Below are 24,118 nucleotides of genomic sequence, written 5' to 3'. Positions count from 1 at the left end.
AACGCCTTTCGTGGCGGGGCACGCCGGCGCGGTGTCGTCGTCACGGAGTGATCGGCAAACCGACGGTCGCCGAAGTGTCGAAATCTTCGAACGGATCATTTCTTCTGACGAGGCCCGATCGCGTCCACTCCGTCCGGCCTGTCCGCGCCGTCGGGCCCAGGATGGTTGCGGTGAACGGGTTCGAGGGCGCCGACGGCCGCCTGGTGAATCGGATTAATCTTGCGGCGGCCGGTCGGGCGCGGCCGGCCGTGCGGGCGCGGCGGATCTTTGCCGAGGCAGGGCGGCCGGCGTCCGGCCGACGGTTGATGATCCGGCAACGGGAATGTGGCGGAATCACGCTTGGATCACGGTTCGGATCAATTGTCGAAATACATGTTTCCCGGAGGAGGTTTTGGGTAGCAGCCGATGATCCGGGCGATCAGTATACATCTTGTTCGCGCTCGGATTTCCTTCTATTATCGCCGTGTGCGACCGCTCACGGACGGTACCGAGCTGCTGATCGGTCGGGATGGCGAGCTGTCCCGGCTGGTCGCCTGGATCCGTGAGGTGGCCGCGGGCCGCGGTCGTGCCGTGTTGGTGGACGGCGAGCCGGGCATCGGCAAGTCCGCGCTGGTCCGGGCCGGCTGTGCCGCCGCCACCCGGGCGGGCTGCCAGGTGTACTGGGGAGCCGGCGACGAGCTCGGGCAGGCGCTTCCGCTGCTCCCGCTCCTGGATGCCTTGCGGGTCACGCCCGCCGCGCGGGATCCCCGCCGGGGCGCCATCTCCGAGCTGCTGCACGGCGGAGCCGTCGCGAGCAAGGGTGCCGACCTCGCCGCCGCGGCCGCCGAGCAGCTGCTCGCGCTGGTGGACGAGATCTGCCAGGACGGACCGGCGGTGCTGGTGGTCGACGAGCTGCAGTGGGCCGACCGCACCACGGTGGCCGTGTGGAGCCGGCTCGCCCGCTCGGTCCGGCAGCTTCCCCTGCTCCTGATCGGGGTGCTGCGCCCGGTGCCGCGCCGCGACGACCTGCGGTCGCTCTTCCGGATCGTGGGGCAGGCCGAGCGGCTGCGGCTGGGCCGGCTGGCGGAACCGGCGGTGCTCGAGCTGGTCGCCGAGCTGGCCGGCGGCACCCCGGGTGCCGAGCTGGGGAAGCTGGCCGACGGCGCCGCCGGGAACCCGTTGTACCTCACCGAACTCCTCGACGCGCTGACCAGGAGCTCCTGCCTGGAGGTCGACGCCGCGGGCGTCGCGGAGCTGACCGGCGCGGCCACGCCGGACTCCCTGCCCGAGGCGATCGCCGACCGGCTCGGCTTCCTGCCGGAGCCGGTGCGGGGCGTGCTGCGGGCGGCGGCGCTGCTCGGGGACGGCTTCTCGGTCGGGGAGCTCGTCACCGTGACGAAGACGGCGCTCGCGGACCTGCTGCCCGCCCTCGACGAGGCCCGCGCCGCCGGGGTGCTGGTCGCCGACGGTGACGACCTGGCGTTCCGGCACCAGCTGATCCGCAAGGCGTTGTATGACGAGATGCCGACGGCGGTCCGGGTCGCCTGGCACCAGGCCGCCGCGTGGGCGCTGGCCGAGGCGAGCGCGCCGGTCGAACGGGTCGCGCGGCAGCTGCTGCCCATGGTGTCCACAACGGACAGTCGCGTGCCGGTGCCGCCCTGGGCCGTGCGGTGGCTGCTGGACGTGGCCGCGCCGCTGACCGGCCAGGCGCCCGTGGTCGCCGTCGCGCTCCTGAGACGGGCGGTGCGGGACGCACCGCTCGACGACGCGGTGACCGGCGCGCTGGCCGGCCGGCTGGCCGACGCCTACTACCGGGTGGGCAACGTGGCCCAGGCCGAGCGGATCGCCTGCCGCGCCCTGGACCGCGTCCGTGATCCCGACGTGCACGTCGACCTGCACACGACGGTCGTCCAGTGCCGCGGGACGACCGGCCGCGCCGCCGAGTCCCTCACCGCGCTGAAGGAGGCCTTGACCCGGCCGGGGTTGGAGGCCCGGCACCGGGCCCGGTTGCTGGTGCTCATCGCGCGTACGCACCGCGACATCGGTGATGTCGACACCGCGGGCCAGGTCGCCGGCGAGGCGCTGGTGGAGCTCGGCTCGGCCGAAGATCGCTGGGCGACCGGCTGGGCGCTGCACGTGCTGAGCCTGGTCGCGATGAAGCGCGGGGACTGGGCCGGCGCGCTGCCGCTGTTCGAGCGCGCGCTGGCGATCGTGCGGGGCGACCCCGAGCTGTTCGACCTCACCCTGTTGCTGCGCATCAACCAGTCGGTCACCTACGGCGCGCTCGACCGTCACACCGACGCGCTCGCCGCCGCCGAGCAGGCGCGGGAACTGGCCGACCGCACCGGCAGCGTGATGCGGCTGACCCAGGCCCAGAGCGCACTCGGGCGGGTGATGCTGCGCGCCGGCCGATGGGACGACGCGCTGGCCGAAGTCGACGTCGTCGCGGACGATCGCAAGGACCCGAGCGTGGTGTGCTGCGACCACGGCGTCGCCGCGATCATCCACTTCCACCGCGGCGAGGCGGCCGCGGGACGCCGGCACCTCGACGTCGCGGCGCCGTACTCGGAACGCCTCGGCGACCGGATCGTGGAGTCGATGGTGCGAGCCCGCAGCCTCGCCCTCGAGCACGCCGGCGCGCCGGAGCGGGCGCTCGCCGTGCTGACCGACGTGCTGGCCGGCGAGGACGCGGCGGAGGACCTGCTGGGCGACGCCGCCCGGCTGGCCGCGATGATCGGCGACGCGCGGACCGTGGCGGAGGTCGAGACCCGGGTGCGGGCGCTCGCCGCCTCGTCCACGGTGCCGCACCACGCCGCGCTGGCCCTGTTCTGCCGCGGCCTGCTCGAAGGGGACGGGACGCTGTTGCTGCGGGCCGCCGACGGCTACCACGGCGCGGGCCGGCCGCTCGCCCGGGCCAAAGCGCTGGAAGCCGCCGCGATCGTGTTCGCCGAAGCCCGGTCCGACGACCGCGGTTCGGCGCGGGCCGCCTTCACCCACGCCCTCGACCTCTACACGGAGCTGGGCGCGCACTGGGACGTGGCGCGGCTGCGCGCCCTGTTCCGGGCGTTCGGCATCCGGCGTGGCCCGACGGTGAAGCACCGCCAGATCACGCACGGCTGGGACAGCCTCACCCCGACCGAGGGCAAGATCGCCGCGCTCGTCGTCGAAGGCCTGTCGAACCCGCAGATCGCCGCCCGGCTGTACCTGTCCCCGCGCACGGTCGGCACGCACGTCTCCCACATCCTGAGCAAGCTCGACGTGCACTCGCGCATCGACATCGCGCGGGAGGCCGCGCGCCACCAGTCGGCCTCGGGCTGAGCCGCGAGGCCGACCGGGTGTGCGGGCGGTGGAATTCAGACCCCGACCTCCGGAGTGTCCCCCTGGCGGATGGCGAGCGGGAGCGAAACCGGCGTGGCCGGGGTAGCCGGGGTCCGCCGCGTCACCGCGAGGTGCCCGCTGCCGACCTGGCCGAGCAGGATCGCCAGCACCAGCAGCAGCGGAGTCTGCCAGCTGCCGGTGTAGGTGTGCAGCCAGCCGCAGGCCAGCACGCCGAAGCCGGCGATGAGGTACCCCACGCCCTGCACCATGGCCGACAGCGAAAGCGAGCTCTCCCGGCTGCGCAACGAGATCGTCGTCAGGACGAACGCGAGCGAGCCCATGCCCGTGCCGGTCGCCGCGGCCCACACCCAGGGCGCGGCCGCGGGGGCGACGAGCAGGCCGGTCACGCCGATGACGTTGGGTACGGCCAGGGTGATGACGAGCAGGGTCTGGTTGCGCCACCGGCGTGTCCAGCCCGGGACCAGCCACATCATGGGCAGCCCCATGGCCATCGACAACGCCAGGCACGCGCCGGCGGTCGTCGGCGGAACCCCCGCGTCACGCAGGATGCCGGGCAGCCAGCCCATGACCAGGAACGTCACGGTCGAGATGAGTCCGAAGTGGATGGTCAGCGCGGAGGCCGGCGCCGACGCGGAGACGGCCGGCGGCGCGATGAGCTCGACCCGGGTGCGCTGCCACACCAGCTGGGCCAGCAGCGCCGCGATCGCCCACACGCCGAGGCCGACTTGCCACGACGACGACATCACCGCGGTGGGCGTGATCAGCGCACCGGCCGTGCTGCCGAGCCCGAGCCCGAGGGTGAAGGCGGCGGACCCGTTGGCCAGCAGGGGCAACATGGTGCCGAGCACGGCGATGGACAGGCAGGCCAGTGTCGTCCCGACCAGAAGGTGCGCCGAGCCCCCCAGTACCCGCCCGGCCAGCGACAGGACCAGCCCGACGAGGGCCACGGTGACGGTCCGGTGGGTCCCCACGCGGCCGCACAGCCAAGGTGTCGCCCAGCCGCCCAGCCCGATCGCCCACAGCGGCAACGCGACGAGGACCGCGGCGACCAGGTCGTCGGCGACGGAGATGTCCGGCAGGGCCGCGCCGAGGCTCGTGACGGCCGGCCGCAGGTTGATGGCCAGTACGAAGATCACAACGGTGGAGACGGTGGTGGTAGCACGCGTCATCGCTCCTCCTCGGCGTCGAGGTTCGGAGCGTGGGGCCCCGTAGAGCAATGCTTCGCGCTACGGCCATGTCAGACATCCGTCAGGTGACGGATGCACGAAGTTCCACTGCCGCGCAACGGTTGTGACGTGCCGGAAGCCCTGCGGATGGGCGTGCATCGGCACGGCCGGACGGGCCTTTCGCGGGCCGTCCGGAGGCGGCGCGGCCCGCTTGCACGCGCCGAAGCGGGGCCCGGCATGCGGACCCCGCTTCGGTGAAACCCGGGGTCAGCCCCGGTGCCACTTCTGGTTCGCGCCGCCGACGCAGTCCCACAGGACCAGGGGTGCGCCGTCGTTGCCGTTCCAGCCTTGGATGTCGACGCACTTGTTGGCCTGCGGGTTGACCAGGTCACCCGCCGCGCCGAGGACGAACTGCTGGGCCGCGTTGCCGCTGCACGTGGCGATCTGGATGACCGCCCCGTTCGTCGTGGAGCCCCAGGCGACGTCCATGCACTTGTTGTTCTGCGTGCGCAGCGTGCCGCCGGTGAAGGTCCAGTCCTGGGCGATGGTGTTGTTGCAGCCGTAGGTCTGCAGGGGGACGCCGTCGGCGAAGTTCTGGCTCGGCACGTCGATGCACTTGCCGTTCCAGTCGCTGATGACCCGGTTGCCCGAGGTCGGCGGCGGGGTCGTGCCGCCACCGCCGGTGAAGCTGGTCAGCGTGATGCCCGCGGACCGGGGGCTGCCGTCGTTGACCAGCGACTCGAAGTTGCCGACGTCGTCGAAGGCGAACGCGTAGGCCTTGCCGTCGGCCATGTTCGCGTGGATCAGCTTCGCGTACTGGTTGGTCGGGCTGTTCCTGTAGAAGTCGCCGGCGTTGGTGCTCGGCTGGGTGTCGATCGTGCCCAGCGTGCCGCGGTTGAGGGCGGCGCACAGCGTGCGGGAGATCGGGCCGACGACCTGGTCGTTCGGGGCGGCCAGCGCGCCGTCACAGCCCCAGACGTTGGCCGAGCTGGGCTTGCTGAACGAGGCCACCTGCTGCCCGGCGGTGTTGGTGAAGTTCATGACGTTGCCCGATGTCCGGCCGAAGTACTTCGTGTTCGGCTGGTCGCCGAAGGGCACGACGGTCAGCGTCTTGCCGGTGTAGGCGTTCCAGGCGGAGGTGATGTAGGGGTCGAGGTAGGTGGTGCTGAGCTGGCCCGCGTCGGCCGCCTTGCCCGGCGCCAGCACGCGCAGCACCGTGCCGTCCGAGCGGGTGTAGACGGAGCCGCCCCAGCCGGACTGGGCCTTGATGCCGTTGATGACGTTGTCGCGGCCGTTCGCCACCGGGGTGCCGGTGGAGTTCACGGCGCCGGAGCCGGTCGTGACGCTCACGGTGTGCGGGATGGCGAACATGTCGACCTGCGAGCTGTTCAGCCAGAGGCCGGCGTCGTTGTAGGTGAACTCGCTCCAGTCGAAGAGGATGTCGCGGTTCGAGTCGCCGCCCGCCCACGGCGCCGGCTGGACCAGGCCGTCCGGGGTGAGGAAGAAGTTCAGGCGCTGACCGACGGAGAAGTAGACCCGCCCGGAGATGAAGCGGGGCACCTGGATCGTCGTGGTGCCGCCGTTGCCGGGGCCGGCGATGGAGACGTCCGGCGCCGGCGTCGGGGGGTTGCCGCCGCCGCTCCACGGGGTGAAGGTGCCGCCGGCGTTGACGTAGCCGAGCCTGCCCGTGTTCAGGTTGACCCCGAGGACGTACAGGTAGACGGCGCCGGCGCGGCCGGTGTTGTTGGTGATCGAGAGGGGGAGGAGGGCGGGGCCGGAGGCGGCGGCGGGCGTGGCGCCGCCCCACACGGCCGTCGACGCGACCGCCGCGAGAGCGGCGATGATCGCGGTCAGCTTTCTTCGAGTGCGCACCGGCGACTCCTTTGTCAGGGTGGATGGCTCCGGATCGAATTTCGCAGGCTGGACGCGACAACGTCGCCGGCGCGCGAGGCGTCACGAGGGAGGCGGGGCACCTCGGAACTCTGGAGCGGGCCGAACCGGTTGCGCGGGCCGAAGATCGTCGAGGGAGCGAAAGCCGACGGTAAGCCGGTACCGCTCAGTGGGTCAATGGTCTAGACGTATATGAGGGTCGCTCGTGCAGCCGCGTTGCCCCGGCGGCCGTGCTCAGCCGCTGGTGTCGCGCGTCGCAAGGTGGTTGACGCTGGAACGGGCGGCTGCCGGATCCCGGTCGACGAACCTCGGCCGTGCTCAGCCGCGCGACCACCGCTGGTTCGCGGCTCCGGTGCAGGTCCAGATGACGAACGGGGTGCCGTTGGCGGTCCCGTGGCCGGTCACGTCGAGGCACTTGCCGGACCCGGCGTTGACGACCGCGCCGCCGCTCTGGACCCGCCACTGCTGGGTGGCGGCGCCGGTGCAGCCGTGGATCTGGACCTGGGTGCCGTCCGCGGCGCCGCCGCCCGCGGTTTCGAGGCACTTGGTGTCGAAGACCTCGAGCTGGTTGCTCGTGGTGGACGTCCAGGCCTGGTTGCTGCCGTTGTTGCAGTCCCAGAGCGCCGGGACAGTGCCGTCGGCCTGGTTCGCGGCGGGGACGTCGGCGCACTTGCCCGACTCCTGGGCCTTGAGGATGCCGGCGGTTTCGGCGCGCGCCCACTTCTGGTTGGCGCCGCCGTTGCAGCCCCAGAGCGCCAGCGCGGTGCCGTTCACCGTGCCGTGGCCGGTGGCGTCGAGGCACTTGCCCGACCCGGTGCCGACGACCGAACCGTCGGCGTTGACGGTCCACTGCTGGGCGGCGCTGCCGGTGCAGCCGGAGATCCGGACCGGCGTCCCGTCGGTGGTGCCGCCGGCGTCCAGGCACTTGGTGCCGTAGACCATCAGCCGGCCGGCCGGGGTCGCCGTCCAGCTCTGGTTGGCGCCGCCGGTGCAGTCCCACAGCGCGACGGCGGTGCCGTCGGCCTGGCTCGCGGCCGGGACGTCGGCACACAGCCCCGACTCCTGGCCCTTGAGGATGCCGCCGAAGTTCCCGCCCGCGTTCGGCGTGACGCTGAAGTTGTCGAAGAGGTTCGTCTGGTAGCCCACGACGCCCACCCCGGCGAGACCGGTGGTGAACGAGGTGTCGGTGACGGTGCCGAGCGTGGCGCCGTCGAGGCTCGCGGTGATCTGGTTGCCGCTGAAGCCCAGCTTGACGTTGTGCCAGGTGTTCAGGCCCAGCGCCGCGTGGGAGCCGGACGTGAGCGTGGTGAGCACGCCGCCGCTGCTGTTCTTCGCGATCGACCAGGCGCCGGTGTCGGCGATGCGCAGCTGGTAGGCGGCCTGGTGGCTCTGCGGCCGGTTCTGCGTGTTGGCCCGGCCGAGCAGGGTCACCGTGCCGGCCTGCTGCAGGTCGACGTCGGTGCTGACGGTGTAGTTGCTCCACCGCGGGTCGCCGACCAGGGTGAAGGCGTCGCTGTCGTCCTGCCAGTTGATCGGCCGGACCGGGGCGACCTGCTGCAGGCACTGCCCGCCGCGGCCCGCGGCGCACGGCCGGACTTCGTACGAACCCTGCATGTCGGAGAAGTACTTCGCGGCGCTGTGCGAGCTGTAGCCGTCGAAGTTGTCCGAGTACGGCAGGCTCAGGTTGCCGGCCGGGGGACTGGTCGCGGTGCCCTTGCCCTGGCCGGTGGTCGTGGTCACGGTGTAGATCCGGTTGGGCTGCAGGGTCAGGGAGTACGTCCCCGACGCCGGAGTGACGTCAGCCTGCTTCACGAAGTAGTCGGCGGGGTTCGACGAGCCCAGGTCGGTGGACCAGATGTGCACGGTGCCGGTTTTCAGTCCGCCCGACGCGGTGACGTTCACGGTCTGGGCGGCCGTCGCGCCGGTGGTCTCGTAGATCGTCGAGTAGTCGGTGCCGTTGGCGGGCTTCAGGGAGATGTAGCTGCCGTTCGCGCGGTTCCCGCCGAGGTAGCCGCTGGCCGAGCCGGTGAGGAACTTCCAGCCGGGCTGGGTGAACTGGGCGACCTGCGCGTTGGCCCACAGGTTCTTCCCGAGCGCGTAGGTGCCGGACCACGGGGTGTTCGCGGTCGCCAGCGCCACCGTGCTGTAGGGCAGGTTCGAGTACAACGCGGCCACGAGCGGCCAGTTCATGAACCCGGTCATCTGCCCGTCGAGGTAGCCCCGGGTGATGGTCCGGATGTAGGCGGCCGAGCCGGTGTTGAAGTCCTGCGAGCCGAACTCGCTGGCCCACAGGGGTTTCCCGGTCGCGACGGCGTTCGCGGACGACGCGCACGTCGTCGCGTCCGAGAGGTAGCCACACGGGTAGTGCGAGCCGACCACACCGACCGCCGCGTTGAACCCGCTGTCGGAGAGCATGTCGTCGGCGGTGTTCCAGCTGCTGTCGTCGCCGACGATCTGCACCGAGCCGTAGCCGCGGGAGTTCAGCGCCGAACGCAGGTTCTTGTACCAGGTCTTGTCGTGGCCGCGTTCGTTCCAGCCGCCGAGGTAGCCGATCGTCAGGCCGTGCTGCTTCGCGCAGTCCAGCCAGGAAATGTCGTAGTCGATCATGTCCTGCGACCAGAAGTTCCCGCCGCCGATCCAGCCCGGCGCGGCCCAGGGCAGCGCGACCAGCTTGATCCCCGGGTTGCGGGCGACGGCCTGCTCGCCGAGCCAGAACTCGTAGCCGGCGTCGCAGTTGATCTCGCCACGCACGTGCTGGTGACTGGGTTCGGCGCCGTCGGTGGAGTTCGCGTCCCCGCCGATCTCCAGTTTCAGCAGCTGCACGGCGGCGCCGTAGCCCGGCTTGAACAGGTAGTCGAGGAGCTGCGCCCGTTGCGCGGGCGGGTAGTCGATCAGGAGGCGGGAGTTGCCGCCCCCGCCGCTGATGGCGCCGACGCCGTCGAAGGTGCGGCCGGTGCTGCCGCCGTCGAGGGCGATGGTGGTCGCCGCACCGGCGGGCGCCGCGGTCACGACCAGGGCCGTGGTGGCGAGCAGGGCGGACGAGAACAGGAGGCAGAGCCGGCGGAGCATAGGGTCTCCTTCGGTGACAACGTTGTCGAGCACCGTTATGACAGCGAAGTCCCGAACCGCCGTGAAGTCAAGATGATCCCGCGATGATGTCCGGTGATCGGTCCGGTCCCGGTTCTAGACCGAGTCGCGGAGGACGTGCTTCTTGATCTTCCCGGAGCCGGTCAACGGGAACTCGGTGACGAAGCGCCAGACCCGGGGTGCCTTGTGGGGTGCGAGGTGCTCGCGCACGTGGGCGAAGAGCTCGGCTTCCCCGGCGGTCTCCCCGGGTGCGAGCCGGACGAACGCCGCCACCTGCTCGCCCCATTCGGGGTCGGGGACCCCGACGACCGCGACGTCTTCCACCGCCGGATGGTCGAGCAGGGCGTGTTCGATCTCCCGGGGGTAGATGTTCTCGCCGCCGCGGATGATCAGCTCCTTGACGCGGCCCTCGATGCGGAGGTAGCCGCGCTCGTCCATGCTCGCGAGGTCGCCGGTGTGCAGCCAGCCCTCCGGGTCGATCGCTTCGGCCGTTTGGTCGTGCCGGTCGAAGTAGCCGGTCATGACGTGGTAGCCGCGGGTGCACACCTCGCCGACCTCGCCGCGGGCGAGCACGTCGCCGGTGGCGGGGGCGGTGATCTTGACCGCGCAGCCGGGCAACGGCTTCCCGAGCGTTTCCGCCCGGTCTTCGGGGGCGTCGTCCAGCCGGGTCATCGTGATGCCGGGGGAGGCCTCCGTCTGCGCGTAGACGATGCTCATCGGCACCCCCAGCGCGGCCTCGACGCGCCGGACCACCTCCGGCGGGACCGTCGCGCCGCCGGCGAGGGCGTAGCGGACGGACGAGAAGTCGGTCCGGGCGAACCGCGGGTGGTTCAGCAGGGCCAGCAGCATGGTGGGGACCCCGCCGAACACCGCGCCGCGTTCGGATTCGATCAGCTCGAGCTGCAGCCCGGGGTCGAACCACGGCTGCAGGACCTGGGTGCCCAGCGAGGCGATCGGCGCCAGGGTGGCCAGGACGCAGCCCGCGGTGTGGAACAGCGGCATCGGGTTGACGAAGGCTTCGCCGGGCCGCATGTCCAGGGTCCGCACGTAGGACAGCACCGCGTTGTTGGTGATGCCGCGGTGGTGCAGGACCGCACCCTTGGGTGTGCCGGTTGTGCCGGAGGTGTACTGGATCTGCGCCGGGTCGTCCGGGCTCACCACCGGCAGGACCTCGGTGGGGGAGCCGGATCCGCGAAACGCTTGCCAGTCCTCGAAAAGGACCGTTTCGCGCAGGTGCGGGAGGTCGGGACGCACCCGGTCGAGCAGCTCCGCCATCAGGTTCCCGCGGTAGTCCCTCACCAGGAAGATCCCGGCGGCCCGCGACTGGCCGAGGACGTGCCGGAGCTCGGCTTCGCGCAGGGCGGGACTCACCGTCACCAGCGTCGTCCCGGCGAGCGCCGCCGCCATCTCCAGCAGCACCCATTCGGGGATGTTGTGGGCCCACACGGCGATCCGGTCGCCCGGCCGGAACCGGCCGAGCAGGGCCCTGGCCACCTCTTCGGCTTCCGCCAGCAGGTCCGAGTACGTCCAGCGGCGCCGGGCCCCGGGGTCGGGGACGCCTTCGACGAGCGCGGGGGCGGCGGGAGCCCGCTCCGCCGCGTCGCGCAGGAGGGCGCCGACCGTCAGCTCGCGCACCGATTCCGGGTCCACCGCTGGTGCGTGAGCCAGGTCGGGCATGGCCGCCTCTTCTCGGGTCGGTTCACCGGTCGCCGAAAGCCAGGCTGTGATGAGTCGTCGTTGATCTCGCAACAGTTACAGCCACTTCGTCCGCCGCAATCACTGGATCGAGTGGAGCTGGTGCTGTCCGCTGTCACGGTCGGTTGCCCGGCCGTAGTGTTGACCGTTCTGAGGCGATCCGGGCTCGACCAACCAGAGGCGGGCTACGGCATGGATCCGGACAGACAGCTGAGCTGTGCGCTGTCCGAACTGCAAGGCACGACGATCGTCCGCCCATCGGGCGTGCTGGACGTCCGTACCTACCCGGTGTTGCGTGACCTGCTGCTCAAGTGCGCGGCCGACCAGCCGCTCGCGGTGGTCGTCGACCTCGCCGAGCTCGAGCTCGCCCACGACCACCTGACCAGCGTGTTCGTCACCGTGTGGCTGCGCGTCTCGCAGTGGTCGGCGGTGCGGCTGGTGGTGGTTCCCGGCCCGGCGCACGCGGACCTGTCGTGGCACGGCCCGATGCGGCGCTTCCTTTCGGTGCGGCCCACCGTGCCGGCCGCGCTCGCCGAGCTGGGCGAGCCGCCGCCTCGCCGCCGCACCGAGCTGTGGCTGCCGCCTTCGCCGCTGAGCGTGCGTGCGGCGCGGCGGTTCGTCACCGACACCTGCGACAACTGGACCATCGGACCCCTGGCCGGCTCGGCCGTCACCGTAGCGGGCGAGCTCGTGGAAAACGCCGCCGAGCACGCCCGTTCGCCGGCCCGCCTGCGCCTGGAGCTGCGGCTGGGCCGGCTCACCGTCGCCGTCGCCGATGACGACTCGCGCCCGGTCTCGCTGCCCCCGCCCGGCCGCAAGGCGCCGGAACCGGGCAGCGGGCTCCCGCTCGTCGCCCACCTCGCGCACGCCGCGGGCTGGTCGCCGAGGCAGTCCGGCGGCAAGGTCGTCTGGGCCGTGCTCAGGGCGCCGGGGACTCCGCCGGGGCGGTGACGGCTGACGGCTTGAAGCCCTTGACGATCAGCCAGCTGCCCAGCGACAGCTCCCACAGCGCGATCGGGAGCGCGGCCGCCGCCGCCCACGCCGAGCTCCGTTCGATGAAGCCCGCCATCGTCGCGATCGTGGCCGCCGCGAGCAGCGGTGCGCCGAAGAAGCCGAGTACCGGAAGGGCCCGCGGGACCAGGCGTGACCGGTACAGCAGCGAACCCAGCAGCAGCGCGTTGACGACGGGCATGAGGCTTTGCCCGAGCAGGAACAGCCGGTCGTGGAGCGCGACCAGCGCCTGGCCGGTGCCCACCGCGTCGATGCCGGCCCCGGCCCGCCGCAGGGACACGACGGCGAGCAGGCACGCGACGCCGGCGATGATGGCGGCGGCTTCCAGGACCCGGGCGCCGACGAAGCCCAGCGCGGTCGCTTCGTTCTGCCGCTTCACCACCGGGAACAGCACGACCGCGGTCCCCACGCAGGCGAACGCGACGATCACCTCCAGGACGCCACCCACGACGGCGGCCGTGTCCGGGCCGGCGCCGGTGACGTAGGTCCGGTCGCGCACGGGGCCGTAGAGCGCGAGCGTCGGGATCGAGACGAAGGTGAGCAGGTACAGCGCGCCCGCGACGAGCGCGGTCTTCCTCGGTGAGTCCATCTGCCGCTCCGGCCTGGGACTGGAAAGGGATCCGGAGGTGTCACAGTACGCCCGCTCCGGGCCGATTTCGTCCTCTGTGGACGATCATGGCCGCGCTACCCGCCTGTGAGTGAAGGCACAGCGGACCACCCGCCTGGTCGACTACTCCGCCGGCCGGTGGGGCTACGCTGTGGACTTCGTGCCCCGGGCCCCGGCGACGGTTTCTCCGGCCGGGTCGGGGCGATCGGGCGCCGCGGCCCGGCCGAATCCGTGCCGATCCGAGGAGCTGCGCTCATGTCCACCACGTCCACCGGCCTCGAGCCGGCCGAGATCGACCGGCTGGGCAAGGAACTGGACGCCCTCCGCCTGCGGGTGGTGGACGACCTCGGCGCGACCGACGCCGACTACATCCACAACGTCGTTGCGGCGCAACGGGTGTGCGAGGTGTCCGGCCGGGTGCTCCTGTTCGCCGGGTGGTTCCCGCCCGCCTGGCTGGGCGGGGTCGCGGCGCTGGCGGTGTCGAAGATCCTCGACAACATGGAGATCGGCCACAACGTCATGCACGGCCAGTACGACTGGATGAAGGACCCCGCGCTGAACTCGCGGACGTTCGAGTGGGACATGGTCTGCCCGGGCGAGCAGTGGCGCCGCTCGCACAACTTCATGCACCACACCTACACCAACATCCTCGACAAGGACCGGGACGTCGGGTACGGGATCCTCCGCATCACCGAGGACCAGGAGTGGCACCCGTACTACCTGGGCAACCCGGTCTATGCCGCCGCGCAGGCGTTGTTCTTCGAATACGGGATCATGCTGCACGACCTGGAGGTGGACCGGATCGTGCAGGGGCGGCGCGGCTGGGCGGACGTCCGGCCGCTGCTGGCGCCGATGCTGCGCAAGACCGCCCGGCAGGCCGGCCGCGACTACGTCCTGTACCCGCTGCTTACCGGGCCGCTCGCGCCGCTGACGCTGTCGGCGAACATCACCGCCAACGTGGTCCGCAACCTCTGGGCGTTCTCGATCATCTTCTGCGGTCACTTCCCCGACGGCGCCGAGGTGTTCACCGAAGAGGAGAGCGAAGACGAGAGCCGCGGGCAGTGGTACCTGCGGCAGATGCTCGGCTCGGCGAACATCACCGGCAGCGCGCTGTTCCACGTGCTGTCGGGCAACCTGAGCCACCAGATCGAGCACCACCTGTTCCCGGACCTGCCCAGCCACCGCTACCCGCGGATGGCCACCGAGGTGCGCGAGATCTGCGAGCGCTACGGCCTGCCGTACAACACGGGGTCCCTGTCGCGCCAGCTCGGGTCGGTCGTCCGGAAGATCTTCCGCTTGGCCGTGCCCTGGCGGTGAAACGGCTCGTTCGCGAAGCGCACGCTTCGCGAACGAGCCGAGCCGCGGCTCAGGAACTGCTGCAGCTGACGCTGGGCCAGTTCCGGTTTCCGTTGTGCTGGATGGTGACGCCCCAGTTGTTGCCGCTCCCGTTGGGTTTGGCGACGAGGACCTGACTGCTGGGCCAAGTGGCGTTGACGTTCCAGGTGGCGATGACCTTCGCGGGACTCGGCACGGTCATCGTGACCGTCCACGAGCTGGAGCCGCTGACCGAGACGCTCAGGTTGTATCGGTCACTCCAGGACTGTCCGGCCGAAAGCGAGGCGGTGCAACTGCCCCCGCCCGGTGTCGTGGGAGTCGTGGTCGGGGTGGTGGTGCCGGTCGGGGTCGTCGTCGGTGTGGTGGTCGTGCCTCCGCCGGAGTTGAGGACGTTCAGCACCGAGTTGTACGCGGCTTTCTTGTTCCCGTTGCCGTCGAACAGCAGGGGACTCTCGCCGGAGCGCCACGAGTCGCTGTCCCGCACGCCCCACACGGTGATGCCGACGCAGCGCGCGACGTTCATGCACGCCTGGGTCAGGGCCGCGTACTGCGAGGTGGACGCGTTCGTGACGTCGACCTCGGTCAGCGCGACGTCGACGCCGAGCGCCGCGAAACTGGAGATCGTGGTCTGGAGGTTGCCCGGGACCGAGCTGCCGCCGGTGAAGTGGGCCTGCAGGCCCACGCAGTCGATCGGCACGCCACGGGACTTGAAGTCCCGCACCATGTTGTAGACACCCTGGGTCTTGCCGTAGCTCCAGTTGTCGATGTTGTAGTCGTTGTAGCAGAGCTTGGTCGACGGGTCGGCGGCGCGCGCGGTCTTGAACGCGACCTCGATCCAGTCGTTGCCGGTGCTCTGCAGGTTCGACGAACGACGGCTGCCGTCTTCGTTGAACGCCTCGTTGACGACGTCCCAGTACGCGAGCTTGCCCTGGTAGTGGGCCATCACCTTCTGGATGTGGTTGATCATCGCGTTGCGCAGCGAGCTGCCGCCCATGTTCTGCATCCAGCCGGGCTGCTGGGCGTGCCAGGCCAGTGTGTGGCCGCGGACCTTGGCGCCGTGGCTGACCGCCCAGTTGTAGATCTGGTCGCCCGAGGAGAAGTTGAACTGGTTCTGGTTGGGCTCGGTCGCGTCCGGCTTCATCTCGTTCTCGGCCGTGACCATGTTGAACTCACTCGCCGCGATCGTCGTGTAGGCCGAGTTGCCGAGCTTGCTCGCGGCGATCGCCGTACCGAAGTACCGGCCGGACTGGGCGGCCGCGGCTCCCAGGGTGCTGGCCGCGGCATCGGCGCCCGGAGCCGTCACGAGGACGGCGGCCGTCGCGGCCACGGTGGCCACTCCCGCCAGTGCTCGCGTGGCCGGGGACCGCCACCACCTTCTGCCGCGCGGGCCCGAAGAACTTCCTGCCATCCGTGGTCTCCTCACAGGCGCACGCCCAGGGAAAGCCCACCTCCGGACGAGTCCCCGCCGACGATGACCGGCCCGCGGAACCCAGTCGTCGGTGACTGGACGAATCGATGATGTTCACCTTCTGCGAGCAGGAGAACACGCTGCTTCCCCATCGGGCAAAGAGTTTCGACCGAGTTTCGGGAGCACGTGCCTGGCACGTGCGGCTCGGGAAGTGCCGCTCTTACTGGTGGCGGGCCTCGTCCAGCCGCCGCGCCTCGGCGGCCTGCTCGAACGGCGTGTCGCCCGCCGGGTGCCGGTCGCCCAGGCCGGCGAACAGCGCGGCCACCTTGGCGGAGTCGTGGTGCGAGGCGAACTCGGCCAGCGCGGGGTCGGTGGCGGCCAGCAGCTGCCGGAACCGGAGCTCGGCGAGCGGGCCGAGCCGGTCGTAGATCTGCAGGAAGACCTTCTGGGCCCGGTCGCGCGCCCAGCCGGCCGGCAGCAGCTCGCCGGGCAGGTCGGGGTCGGTCTCCGGGAACCGGCGCCAGTCCACGCGCAGCCCGGTGCGGGTCCGCAACGCCTGCGCCGGGCTGATCAGGCCGGCGTCGAGGCCGGTGAGCACCTGTTCGTACTGGTCGACGAACTGCTCGTACTCCCGGGCGAGGGGCTCGAGGTCGAACGCCGCGACGGGACTGCCGGCGTCGCCGGGGACCTCGGTGGCGCGGAAGACCGTCGCGCTGCGGAGATCGAGCTCGCGCAGGGTGGCGAGCGCCAGGTCGGTCAGGTCGTGCGGGCTGACCCAGACGCCGTCGTAGAGGGCGGCGAAGCGCAGGACCCGCAGCCGTGACCGCAGTGCCGTGCGCACGCCGCGGTCCTGTTCCGGCACGGAGAAGGTCACGACGGTCCACTGCCCGTCCCACTCGGGCGCGGTCGTGCCGAACGTGAGCATCCGGTGCGTGCGCTCGATGATCACCTCGGACGTGCGGGCGGGGATGCCGTAGGCCGTCGTCCGCCCGCTGCGCGACACGGTGAGCAGCCCGCGCGCGGCGAGGCGGCGGATCGCGGCCCGCGCGCTCGCCGGGCTGATGTCGAACTCGCCGAGCAGCTCCACCAGCGCGGCCGAGGGGATGTGCTCGTCGCGCCAGTACCAGAAGTCGCCGAGCAGGGACGTCAGCAGGAGCTGCGGTTCGGCTCCCTGCTGTGAGCGGGGCAGCGGTCCCGAGGACGTCGCTGTCATCGCGCGCCTGCCTCTTCCGGGGTCGGTCCGGGCGGCCGGCCGGTGTCCGCCGCGGGTGTCCATGGTGGCAGTGCCGGCCGGGTGGCCGCACCGAGGGGTTGAATCACGCGACACATCATGCGACGATCGGCGCCCGGATAGCAACCAATTGATCCTTCAGGTTCCCGCGCCGCCTGCTGAGGGCGGCCTTCCGCAGGAAGAAAACGACATGGGTTCCTCACTTCGTCAATGGCGTCGAAGCTCGCTCGCCGTGGCCGCCGCCGGGCTCGTCCTGGCCGGGTGCACGGTCGACGACGGCGCGGCCACGGCGCCCACGGCCGCCGCCGCCCTGACCGCCGATCAGGCGCTGCACGACCAGCTGCCGCAGGCGGTCAAGGACTCCGGTGTGCTCCGGTTCGCCGGGGACTCGCACCCGCCGTACCGCACCGTCGGCCCGGACGGCAAGACGGTGACCGGCATCGACCCCGACTTCCAGCAGGCGCTCGGCCAGCTCCTGGGCGTGCGCACGGAAACCACCATCGTCGCCGGGCTCCCGGCCGCGTTGCAGGGCATGCTCAGCGGCCGTTACGAGGCCTTCAACGGGCCCGTCAAGGCCACCGCCGAACGCGAGCAGCAGTTCGACACCGTCACGTGGATGACCACGCGCACCGCCTACGTGATCCCCGAAGGCTCGGCCGCCGGGATCAAGCAGACCGCCGACCTGTGCGGCAAGCGGGTCGCGGTGGTCACCGCCAGCGTGGTGGAGGGCCAGCTCGCCAAGCTGTCCACCTTCTGCCAGGGCAAGCAGCGCCCGGCCGTGCAGGTGGTGGGGCTCGACGACACGAACGCCACCCTGCTGGCCGCGAAGTCCGGCCGGGCCGACGCCGCCGGGATGACCCAGGCCGCCGCGATCGACGTGACCACCCAGCAGAAGGGGCAGTACGAGTACGTGACGCAGACCGAGGAACAGGGCGCCACCAAGGACAACCTCGCGCTCTACACCCCGAAGGCCGGGAAGCTCGGCCCCGTGCTGCAGAAGGCCTTCGAGGAGCTGTTCCGCAACGGCACGTACGCCCGGATCATGAAGCAGTGGGGCCTCGAGGACGTGACTGTCCCGCAGCCGCTGTTCGACGTGGCCTCGGCGAAATGACCGCGATGTCCACAGTGGAGGAGACGGCGACCGCCCCCGACGACGTCGCGTCGGCGCGCGGCCGCTTCCGCCCCCTGCGCTGGCTGTTCGTGCTCGTGCTGGCTGTGCTGCTCGCCCAGCTGATCGTCTTCCTGGTCGGCAACGACCGGTTCCAGTGGGACGTCGTGGCGAAGTACCTCTTCGAGAAGAGCGTCCTGGCCGGCCTGGGCACGACGGTGCTGCTCGCGGTCGCGGCGATGGCGCTCGGTTCGCTGGCCGGCGGCGTGGTCGCGGCCATGCAGCTGAGCGGGTTCGGCCCGGCCCGGTGGGTGGCGACGCTGTGGGTGGGCCTGTTCCGCGGCATCCCGCCGCTGGTGCAGCTCATCTTCTGGTTCAACCTCGCCTACCTGCTCCCGAAGCTGTCGCTCGGCATCCCGTTCGGCCCGGTCTTCGGGACGTGGGACGCCAACAGCGTCATCACGCCGCTGACCGCCGCGGTGATCGGCCTGTCGCTCGTGGAGTCGGCGTACCTGGCGGAGATCTTCCGCGCCGGGGTGTCGTCGGTCGACGCCGGCCAGCGCGACGCGGCCCGCGCGATGGGGTACCCGCCGGGGCAGACGCTGGTGCGGATCGTGCTGCCGCAGGCGATGCGCGTCATCATCCCGCCGGCGGGCAGCCAGTTCATCAACGTGCTGAAGGGCACCGCGCTCGTGTCGGTCATCGCGATGTCGGACCTGCTGCACGCGGTGCAGGTGATCTACAACCGCACCTACGAGATCGTGCCGATGCTGCTGGTCGCGTGCTTCTGGTACCTGGTCGTCGTCACCCTCCTGACGGCCGGGCAACGCCGGCTGGAGCGCCGGTTCTCCCGCGGCCACCGGGGTGCCCGATGAGCGCGCCGGTGCTGCGGATCAGCGATGTCCGCAAGGATTTCGGGCCGGTGACCGCGCTGGCGGGGGTCAGCCTCGACGTCCACGAAGGCGAGACGGTCGTCGTGATCGGCCCTTCCGGTTCCGGCAAGTCGACGCTCGTCCGCTGCGCTCACCAGCTGGAGTCGATCGACGGCGGGGCGATGTACCTCGACGGCGAGCTGCTGGGCCACCGGCGGTCGCCGGGCGGCTTGCGTGCGCTGACCGAGCGGCGGATCGCCGCCCAGCGGCGCCGGATGAGCATGGTCTTCCAGCAGTTCAACCTGTTCCCGCAGTTCACCGTGCTGCGCAACGTGACCGACGCGGCGATCCGCGTCCACCGGCGCGATCGGTCCACTGTGGAGGCCGAGGCGCGCGAGCTGCTCGAGCGCATCGGCCTGGCCGGCCGCGAGGACCACTACCCGCGGCAGCTCTCCGGCGGGCAGCAGCAGCGGGTCGCCATCGCCCGGGCCGTGCTGGTCCGGCCGCGGGTCATGCTGTTCGACGAGCCCACCAGCGCGCTCGACCCGGAGCTGGTCGACGAGGTCCTGGCCGTGCTGCGGGACCTCGCCGCGGCGGGCACCACGATGGTCGTCGTCACGCACGAAATGGCGTTCGCGCGCGAAGCCGCCGACCGGTGCGTGTTCATGGAGGCGGGCCGGATCGTCGAGGAGGGCCCGCCGGGGGAGCTGTTCGCGCGCCCCGGGACCGACCGGCTGCGGGCCTTCCTGTCCCGTCATCTGTCCGAAAAGGAGGGTGTTTCGTGATCACCGTCGGCGCCGTGGGCGACCTCATCCTGGACGAGCCGGATCCGGAGTTCTTCCTCGCCCCGGCCGCGCCGGTGCTGCGGGGGATGGACCTGGCCATCGGGCACGTCGAAGTGCCGCACTCGACCACGGCGGTCCAGCGCAGCACCGACGTCCCCGCCCCGCCGGCGGACCCGGCCGCGCTGAAAGCGGTGGCCGACGCCGGGTTCGCGGTTGTCACCCTGGCGGGCAACCACGTCTACGACGCCGGCGACGGAGGCCTGGCTGACACCATCGCCTATTCCCGCGAGGCGGGGATGGTGACGGCCGGGGCCGGGCCGGACCTCGCGCAGGCGCGGCGGCCGGCGGTCGTCGAACGCGGCGGGCGGCGGATCGGGGTGCTGTCGTACAACTGCGTCGGCCCGCGCGACTCCTGGGCGACGTCCCGCAAGCCCGGCTGCGCGTACGTCCACGTGCTCACCCACTACGAGCTCGACCACGCGAGCCCGGGCGGCCCGCCGAAGATCTACACCTTCGCCGACCCGGACAGCCTGGAGGCGATGGCCGACGACGTGCGCCGCCTGCGCGCCGAGGTCGACGTCGTGCTCGTGTCGCTGCACAAGGGCGTCGGGCACACGCCGATGGTCGTCGCCATGTACGAAAGCCCGGTCGCCCGCGCGGCGGTCGACGCCGGCGCCGACGCGGTGTTCTCCCACCACCCGCACATCATGCGTGGCATCGAAGTCTACAAAGGACGGCCGATCTTCCACGGCCTCGGCAACTTCGCCACCGTCACCCACGCCTTGACACCGGGAGCGGGAGTGGGAGCCGACGAACTCCGCGCGTGGGCCGAACGGCGGACGAAGCTCTACGGCTTCGCGCCCGACCCGGACATGCCGTTCTTCCCGTTCCACCCCGAAAGCCGCAACACCGCCATCGCCTTCTGCCGCTTCGACGAAGCCGGGCTGCACGAAGCCGGCTTCGTGCCCTGCTGGATCGACGACCAAGGCCGTCCGGTGCCGGTCGGGGGCACTCCGGAAGGCGAGGCCGTGGCGAAGTACGTCGACGACATCACCCGCGGGGCGGGCCTCAACGGCCGGTTCACCACCCGCGGCACCGAAGTGCTCGTCGATCTCTCCGAAGGAGCTTCCGCATGACCGACCAGCCACTGGCCGGCCGCACCGTGATCGACCTGACCACCGCGCTCGCCGGGCCGTACGCGACCCTGCTGCTCGCCGGGCTCGGGGCGACCGTGATCAAGGTCGAGAACCCCGCCACCGGCGGGGACTCGTCCCGCAACAACGCGCCCTACGTCGGGCGCGACGGCCTGAACCTCGCCCGCCGCCATGACGACGACCTGTCGGTGTCGATGCTGCTGCGCGGCCGCAACAAGCTCAGTGTCACCCTCGACCTGAAGAACCCGCGGTCGCGGGCCGTGTTCACCGATCTCGTCCGCGACGCCGACGTGCTGGTGGAGAACTACAGCCCGGGGGTCACCGAGCGGCTCGGCATCGCCTACGAGCAGGTCCGCGAGATCAACCCGCGGCTCGTCTACACCTCGATCAGCGGGTTCGGCGCCCAGGGCGGCCCGGGCTCGGGCAAGGCGATGGACTCGATCATCCAGGCGCTGAGCGGGGTGATGATGACCGCCGGCGAGCCCGACGAGGGCCCGGTCCGGTTCGGCCTGCCGATCGGCGACCTGCTGGCGCCGCTGTTCGCCGTGGTCGGCACCGTCTCCGCGCTGCTGCAGGCCGAACACACCGGGGAAGGCCAGCGTGTCGACGTGTCGATGCTCGGCGCCCTGACCTCGCTGGTCGCGTGCGAGCCGTTCGACGCCTTCGACGCGGTCGGCCTGCCCCAGCGCACCGGGTCGATGGTGCCGCGGCTGGCACCGTTCGGGATCCTGCCCGCCGCCGACGGCTACCTCGCGCTCTGCGCGCCGACCGACGCGTTCGCGCACGGCGTGCTCCGCGCGATCGGTCGTCCGGAGCTGGCCGAGGACGACCGCTACCGCACGCGGGACCAGCGGGTGCGGGCCGCCGACGAGCTGCACGACCTCATCCGCGACTGGTGCCGGGTGCGGCCCCTGGCCGAGATCATCGCCGCTTTCACGGCCGAAGGCGTGCCCGCGGCCGAGGTCCGCGAGCCGCGTGAAGCCGTCCGCGACCCGCTGGTGCTGGCCCGTGAAGAGGTCGTGCCGCTGACGCACCCGCGGCACGGCGCGGTGGCCGACCTGGCCGGGACCGGGGTGCCGATCCGGTTCTCCGGCGCCCGCGTGTCCCTCGAACGGCCGGCGCCGGGGCTGGGGGAGCACAACGAGCACGTCTACCGGGAGCTGCTCGGCTACACCGAAGAGGAGCTGGCGGAACTCGTGGCGGAGGCCGTGATTTGAGCTCCGTCGGGTACGTCGGCGCGGACGTGCCGGTCGAACTGATCACCGCGGCGGGCCTGCGACCCCTGCGGCTGACCGGGAAGCCCGGCCGGGACAGCGCGCTCGGCGACCGCTACCTCGGCCGCGGGGTGGACCCGGTCGCCCGGTCGATCCTGACGCGGATCCTCACCGACGACTACGGCCCGCTCGAGGCCATCGTCGTCTCGCGCGACTGCGAGGCGTCCTTGCGCCTGTTCTACGCCTTGCGGGAGCTGCACCGCGTCGAACCGGCGCTGGGGCTGCCGCCGGTGCGGCTGGTGGACGTCCTGCACCTGCCGCACCACATGACCACCCGGTACGTCCACGCGAAGCTCGCCCAGCTGCGCGAATGGCTGGGACGCTGGCGGCCCATCGGCGACGACGACCTCGCCGCGGCCATCACCGCGCACGACACCCTGCGCCGGTCGCTCGCCCGGCTCGCCGCCCTGCGCCGCGCGAACCGGCTGAGCGGCACGCGGTTCCTCGAAACCGTCGCCGCGACCACCGGGGTGCCGATCACGGAGGCCATCGCGCTCGTCGAACGGCTGCTCGCGGAAGACCTCCCCGGGGTCGAAGGGACCCGGCTGTTCCTCACCGGGAGTTCCCACGACCACCCGGCGGTGTACGAAACGTTGGAGCACAACGGTTTTCTCGTCGTGGGGGAGGACCACGACTGGGGCGAGCTGCTCTTCGCCCGCACCTGCGCGGCGCCGACGGAACTCGCGCTCGCCGAGCGCTACCAGCACAACGGCCCGGCCGCCCCGCGCGCGTCCATCCGGCAGCGGGCGGCGCACACCGCCGCGGCCGCGCGGGCCTGCGACGCGGAAGTCCTGTTCTCCTACGCGCGAGTCCACGACGACCCGCCGCCGTGGGACTTCCCGGAGCAGCGGGCCGCGACCGGGCTGCCGGCAGTCCTGGCCGAGCGGCAGCCGTACGGCGAGCTGACGCCCGAAGCGCTGGCGGCGCTGGTCCCGGCCGGAGCGGCGGCATGACGGCCCGGCTGGCGTCGGCCACCACCGCGACCGCCTACCAGCGCGAATGGTTCGCCAGGGTGCGTGACGAGGGCGGCCCGCTGGCGCTGGTCAACGCCGACGCGCCCCAGGAGATCTTCCGGACGATGGGCATCCCGTACGTCGTCAACCAGTGGTGGGCGTCGATCGTCGCGGCGAAACGCCAGACCCAGCGCTACCTCGGCCTGCTGCGCGAGCGCGGTTACCCCGACTACATCGAGCAGTACAGCGCCACCTCGCTCGCGTCGGTGTTCGAGGACGATCCCGAGCAGGCACCGTGGGGCGGGCTGCCGAAGCCGTCGATCGTGCTCGGCGAGACCACCGGCGACGCGTCCCGGAAGATCTTCGACGTCTGGGACGCCCAGCCCGGCGTCACCTACTACCCGCTGGAGAGCGCGGCCGAGAACGCCGTGCCCGAGCGGTGGTGGGAGCTCATGCCGCACCGCTGGGAAGAGGCGATCGGGAGCGACCGGCTCGACCTGATGACCGGCGAGCTGACCGGGCTCATCCGGTTCCTCGAGCTCACCACCGGCCGGGTGTTCTCCGAGACCCGGTTCCGCGAGGTGATGGCACTGGTCAACGAGCAGCAGGAGTGGAACCGGCGCACCCGCGACCTGATCGCCGCGGCCCGGCCGTGCCCGATCGCCGTCACCGACGGCATCCCGAGCGTGATGGTGCCCCAGTGGCACCGCGGCACGGAGTGGGCGCGCGATGCCGCACGCGCGTTCCACGACGAGGTGCGCGACCGGGTCGACGCCGGCGTCGCGGTCTGCCCGGACGAGCGCCTGCGGCTGATGTGGGTCGGCCGCGGCCTGTGGTTCGACCTCGAGTTCTACCAACGGTTCCAGCGCTCGCACGGCGCGGTCTTCGTCTGGTCGATGTACCTCGCCATCGCCGCGGACGGCTACCTGCGCTACGGCGACGACCCGCTGCGCGCCCTCGCCGCCCGCTTCGCCGCCTTCAGCGACCAGCTCTACACACCGCCGTGGTCGGCCGAGTGGTACGTCAAGGAGGCGCGGCACCACGGCGTCGACGGCGTCGTCCACCTCGTATCCGACGACGCCCGCGGCAGCTACTTCACCACCCGTGCCCTGCGCGCGGCGGGGATCCCCGTGCTGGAGCTGCACGCGGACAACGTCGACGCCCGCACCGGGGACGACCTGACCGCGCGGATGAGCGCGTGGCTCGACGAACTGACCTGAGAGG

Annotated in this window: 17 protein-coding genes; 10 read left to right on the top strand and 7 right to left on the bottom strand. The window is 71.6% G+C overall.

What is annotated here, in order from left to right:
- Positions 1-465 precede the first annotated feature (465 nt).
- Positions 466-3,297, top strand: coding sequence for an AAA family ATPase (locus tag AB0C38_RS12735; RefSeq protein ID WP_360671091.1), 2,832 nt, complete (start codon positions 466-468; stop codon positions 3,295-3,297).
- Positions 3,298-3,332: 35 nt separating this feature from the next.
- On the opposite strand, the gene AB0C38_RS12730 is transcribed toward AB0C38_RS12735, so the two are convergent.
- The 4 genes from AB0C38_RS12730 to AB0C38_RS12715 form a co-directional block, all read right to left on the bottom strand.
- Positions 3,333-4,487, bottom strand: coding sequence for an MFS transporter (locus tag AB0C38_RS12730; RefSeq protein WP_360671088.1), 1,155 nt, complete (start codon positions 4,485-4,487; stop codon positions 3,333-3,335).
- A 264-nt stretch (positions 4,488-4,751) separates the two neighbouring features.
- The gene (locus tag AB0C38_RS12725; protein ID WP_360671085.1) at positions 4,752-6,356 is read right to left on the bottom strand and encodes a beta-1,3-glucanase family protein; all 1,605 of its coding nucleotides are present in this window, start codon (positions 6,354-6,356) and stop codon (positions 4,752-4,754) included.
- Between the two features lie 336 nt (positions 6,357-6,692).
- Positions 6,693-9,443, bottom strand: coding sequence for a ricin-type beta-trefoil lectin domain protein (locus tag AB0C38_RS12720; RefSeq protein WP_360671083.1), 2,751 nt, complete (start codon positions 9,441-9,443; stop codon positions 6,693-6,695).
- 114 nt (positions 9,444-9,557) lie between these two features.
- A complete protein-coding gene (locus AB0C38_RS12715) occupies positions 9,558-11,138 on the bottom strand; it encodes an AMP-binding protein (protein WP_360671080.1) in 1,581 nt (526 codons plus the stop codon).
- Between the two features lie 210 nt (positions 11,139-11,348).
- Here AB0C38_RS12715 and AB0C38_RS12710 point away from each other — a divergent pair, with 210 nt between their 5' ends.
- Positions 11,349-12,107 carry an ATP-binding protein gene (locus AB0C38_RS12710; protein WP_360671077.1) on the top strand — a complete coding sequence of 253 codons (759 nt, stop codon included), beginning with the start codon at positions 11,349-11,351 and terminating at the stop codon, positions 12,105-12,107.
- Here the strand turns inward: AB0C38_RS12710 and AB0C38_RS12705 are convergent.
- Complete coding sequence (locus tag AB0C38_RS12705) at positions 12,076-12,756, bottom strand: DUF4386 domain-containing protein (RefSeq protein WP_360671075.1); 681 nt, start codon at positions 12,754-12,756, stop codon at positions 12,076-12,078. The two genes, AB0C38_RS12710 and AB0C38_RS12705, sit on opposite strands and share 32 nt — an antisense overlap.
- A 273-nt stretch (positions 12,757-13,029) precedes the next feature.
- Between AB0C38_RS12705 and AB0C38_RS12700 the strand changes: the two genes are divergently transcribed.
- Positions 13,030-14,091 (top strand): acyl-CoA desaturase, encoded by a 1,062-nt coding sequence (locus AB0C38_RS12700; RefSeq protein WP_360671072.1) that lies wholly within the window; start codon positions 13,030-13,032, stop codon positions 14,089-14,091.
- Between the two features lie 49 nt (positions 14,092-14,140).
- On the opposite strand, the gene AB0C38_RS12695 is transcribed toward AB0C38_RS12700, so the two are convergent.
- Together AB0C38_RS12695 and AB0C38_RS12690 are read right to left on the bottom strand one after the other, a co-directional pair.
- Positions 14,141-15,517, bottom strand: a complete 1,377-nt coding sequence (locus AB0C38_RS12695; protein WP_360671069.1) for an endo-1,4-beta-xylanase — start codon at positions 15,515-15,517, stop codon at positions 14,141-14,143.
- A 220-nt stretch (positions 15,518-15,737) separates the two neighbouring features.
- Entirely contained in the window at positions 15,738-16,730 is a 993-nt protein-coding gene (locus AB0C38_RS12690; RefSeq protein ID WP_360671066.1) for a PaaX family transcriptional regulator C-terminal domain-containing protein, read from the bottom strand.
- Between the two features lie 208 nt (positions 16,731-16,938).
- On the opposite strand from AB0C38_RS12690, the gene AB0C38_RS12685 reads away from it, so the two are divergent.
- From AB0C38_RS12685 to AB0C38_RS12655, 7 genes are read left to right on the top strand one after another with little or no spacing between them, the layout of a single operon-like run.
- The gene (locus AB0C38_RS12685; protein ID WP_360671064.1) at positions 16,939-17,859 is read left to right on the top strand and encodes a transporter substrate-binding domain-containing protein; all 921 of its coding nucleotides are present in this window, start codon (positions 16,939-16,941) and stop codon (positions 17,857-17,859) included.
- The gene (locus tag AB0C38_RS12680) at positions 17,856-18,731 is read left to right on the top strand and encodes an amino acid ABC transporter permease (protein WP_360671061.1); all 876 of its coding nucleotides are present in this window, start codon (positions 17,856-17,858) and stop codon (positions 18,729-18,731) included. The genes AB0C38_RS12685 and AB0C38_RS12680 overlap by 4 nt, the downstream gene beginning before the upstream one ends.
- Entirely contained in the window at positions 18,728-19,513 is a 786-nt protein-coding gene (locus AB0C38_RS12675) for an amino acid ABC transporter ATP-binding protein (protein ID WP_360671057.1), read from the top strand. Before AB0C38_RS12680 ends, AB0C38_RS12675 begins: the two co-directional genes overlap by 4 nt.
- Entirely contained in the window at positions 19,510-20,649 is a 1,140-nt protein-coding gene (locus AB0C38_RS12670) for a CapA family protein (RefSeq protein WP_360671054.1), read from the top strand. The genes AB0C38_RS12675 and AB0C38_RS12670 overlap by 4 nt, the downstream gene beginning before the upstream one ends.
- Positions 20,646-21,884: a CoA transferase gene (locus AB0C38_RS12665; RefSeq protein ID WP_360671051.1), complete on the top strand. Its 1,239-nt coding sequence runs from the start codon at positions 20,646-20,648 to the stop codon at positions 21,882-21,884. The genes AB0C38_RS12670 and AB0C38_RS12665 overlap by 4 nt, the downstream gene beginning before the upstream one ends.
- Positions 21,881-22,894 carry a 2-hydroxyacyl-CoA dehydratase family protein gene (locus AB0C38_RS12660; RefSeq protein ID WP_360671048.1) on the top strand — a complete coding sequence of 338 codons (1,014 nt, stop codon included), beginning with the start codon at positions 21,881-21,883 and terminating at the stop codon, positions 22,892-22,894. Before AB0C38_RS12665 ends, AB0C38_RS12660 begins: the two co-directional genes overlap by 4 nt.
- Entirely contained in the window at positions 22,891-24,114 is a 1,224-nt protein-coding gene (locus AB0C38_RS12655; protein ID WP_360671045.1) for a 2-hydroxyacyl-CoA dehydratase family protein, read from the top strand. The genes AB0C38_RS12660 and AB0C38_RS12655 overlap by 4 nt, the downstream gene beginning before the upstream one ends.
- Positions 24,115-24,118 lie beyond the last annotated feature (4 nt).

Origin of the sequence: Amycolatopsis sp. NPDC048633 (assembly GCF_040650695.1) — a bacterium.
Taxonomy (GTDB): domain Bacteria; phylum Actinomycetota; class Actinomycetes; order Mycobacteriales; family Pseudonocardiaceae; genus Amycolatopsis.
This window is presented reverse-complemented; position numbering and strand designations above follow the sequence as displayed.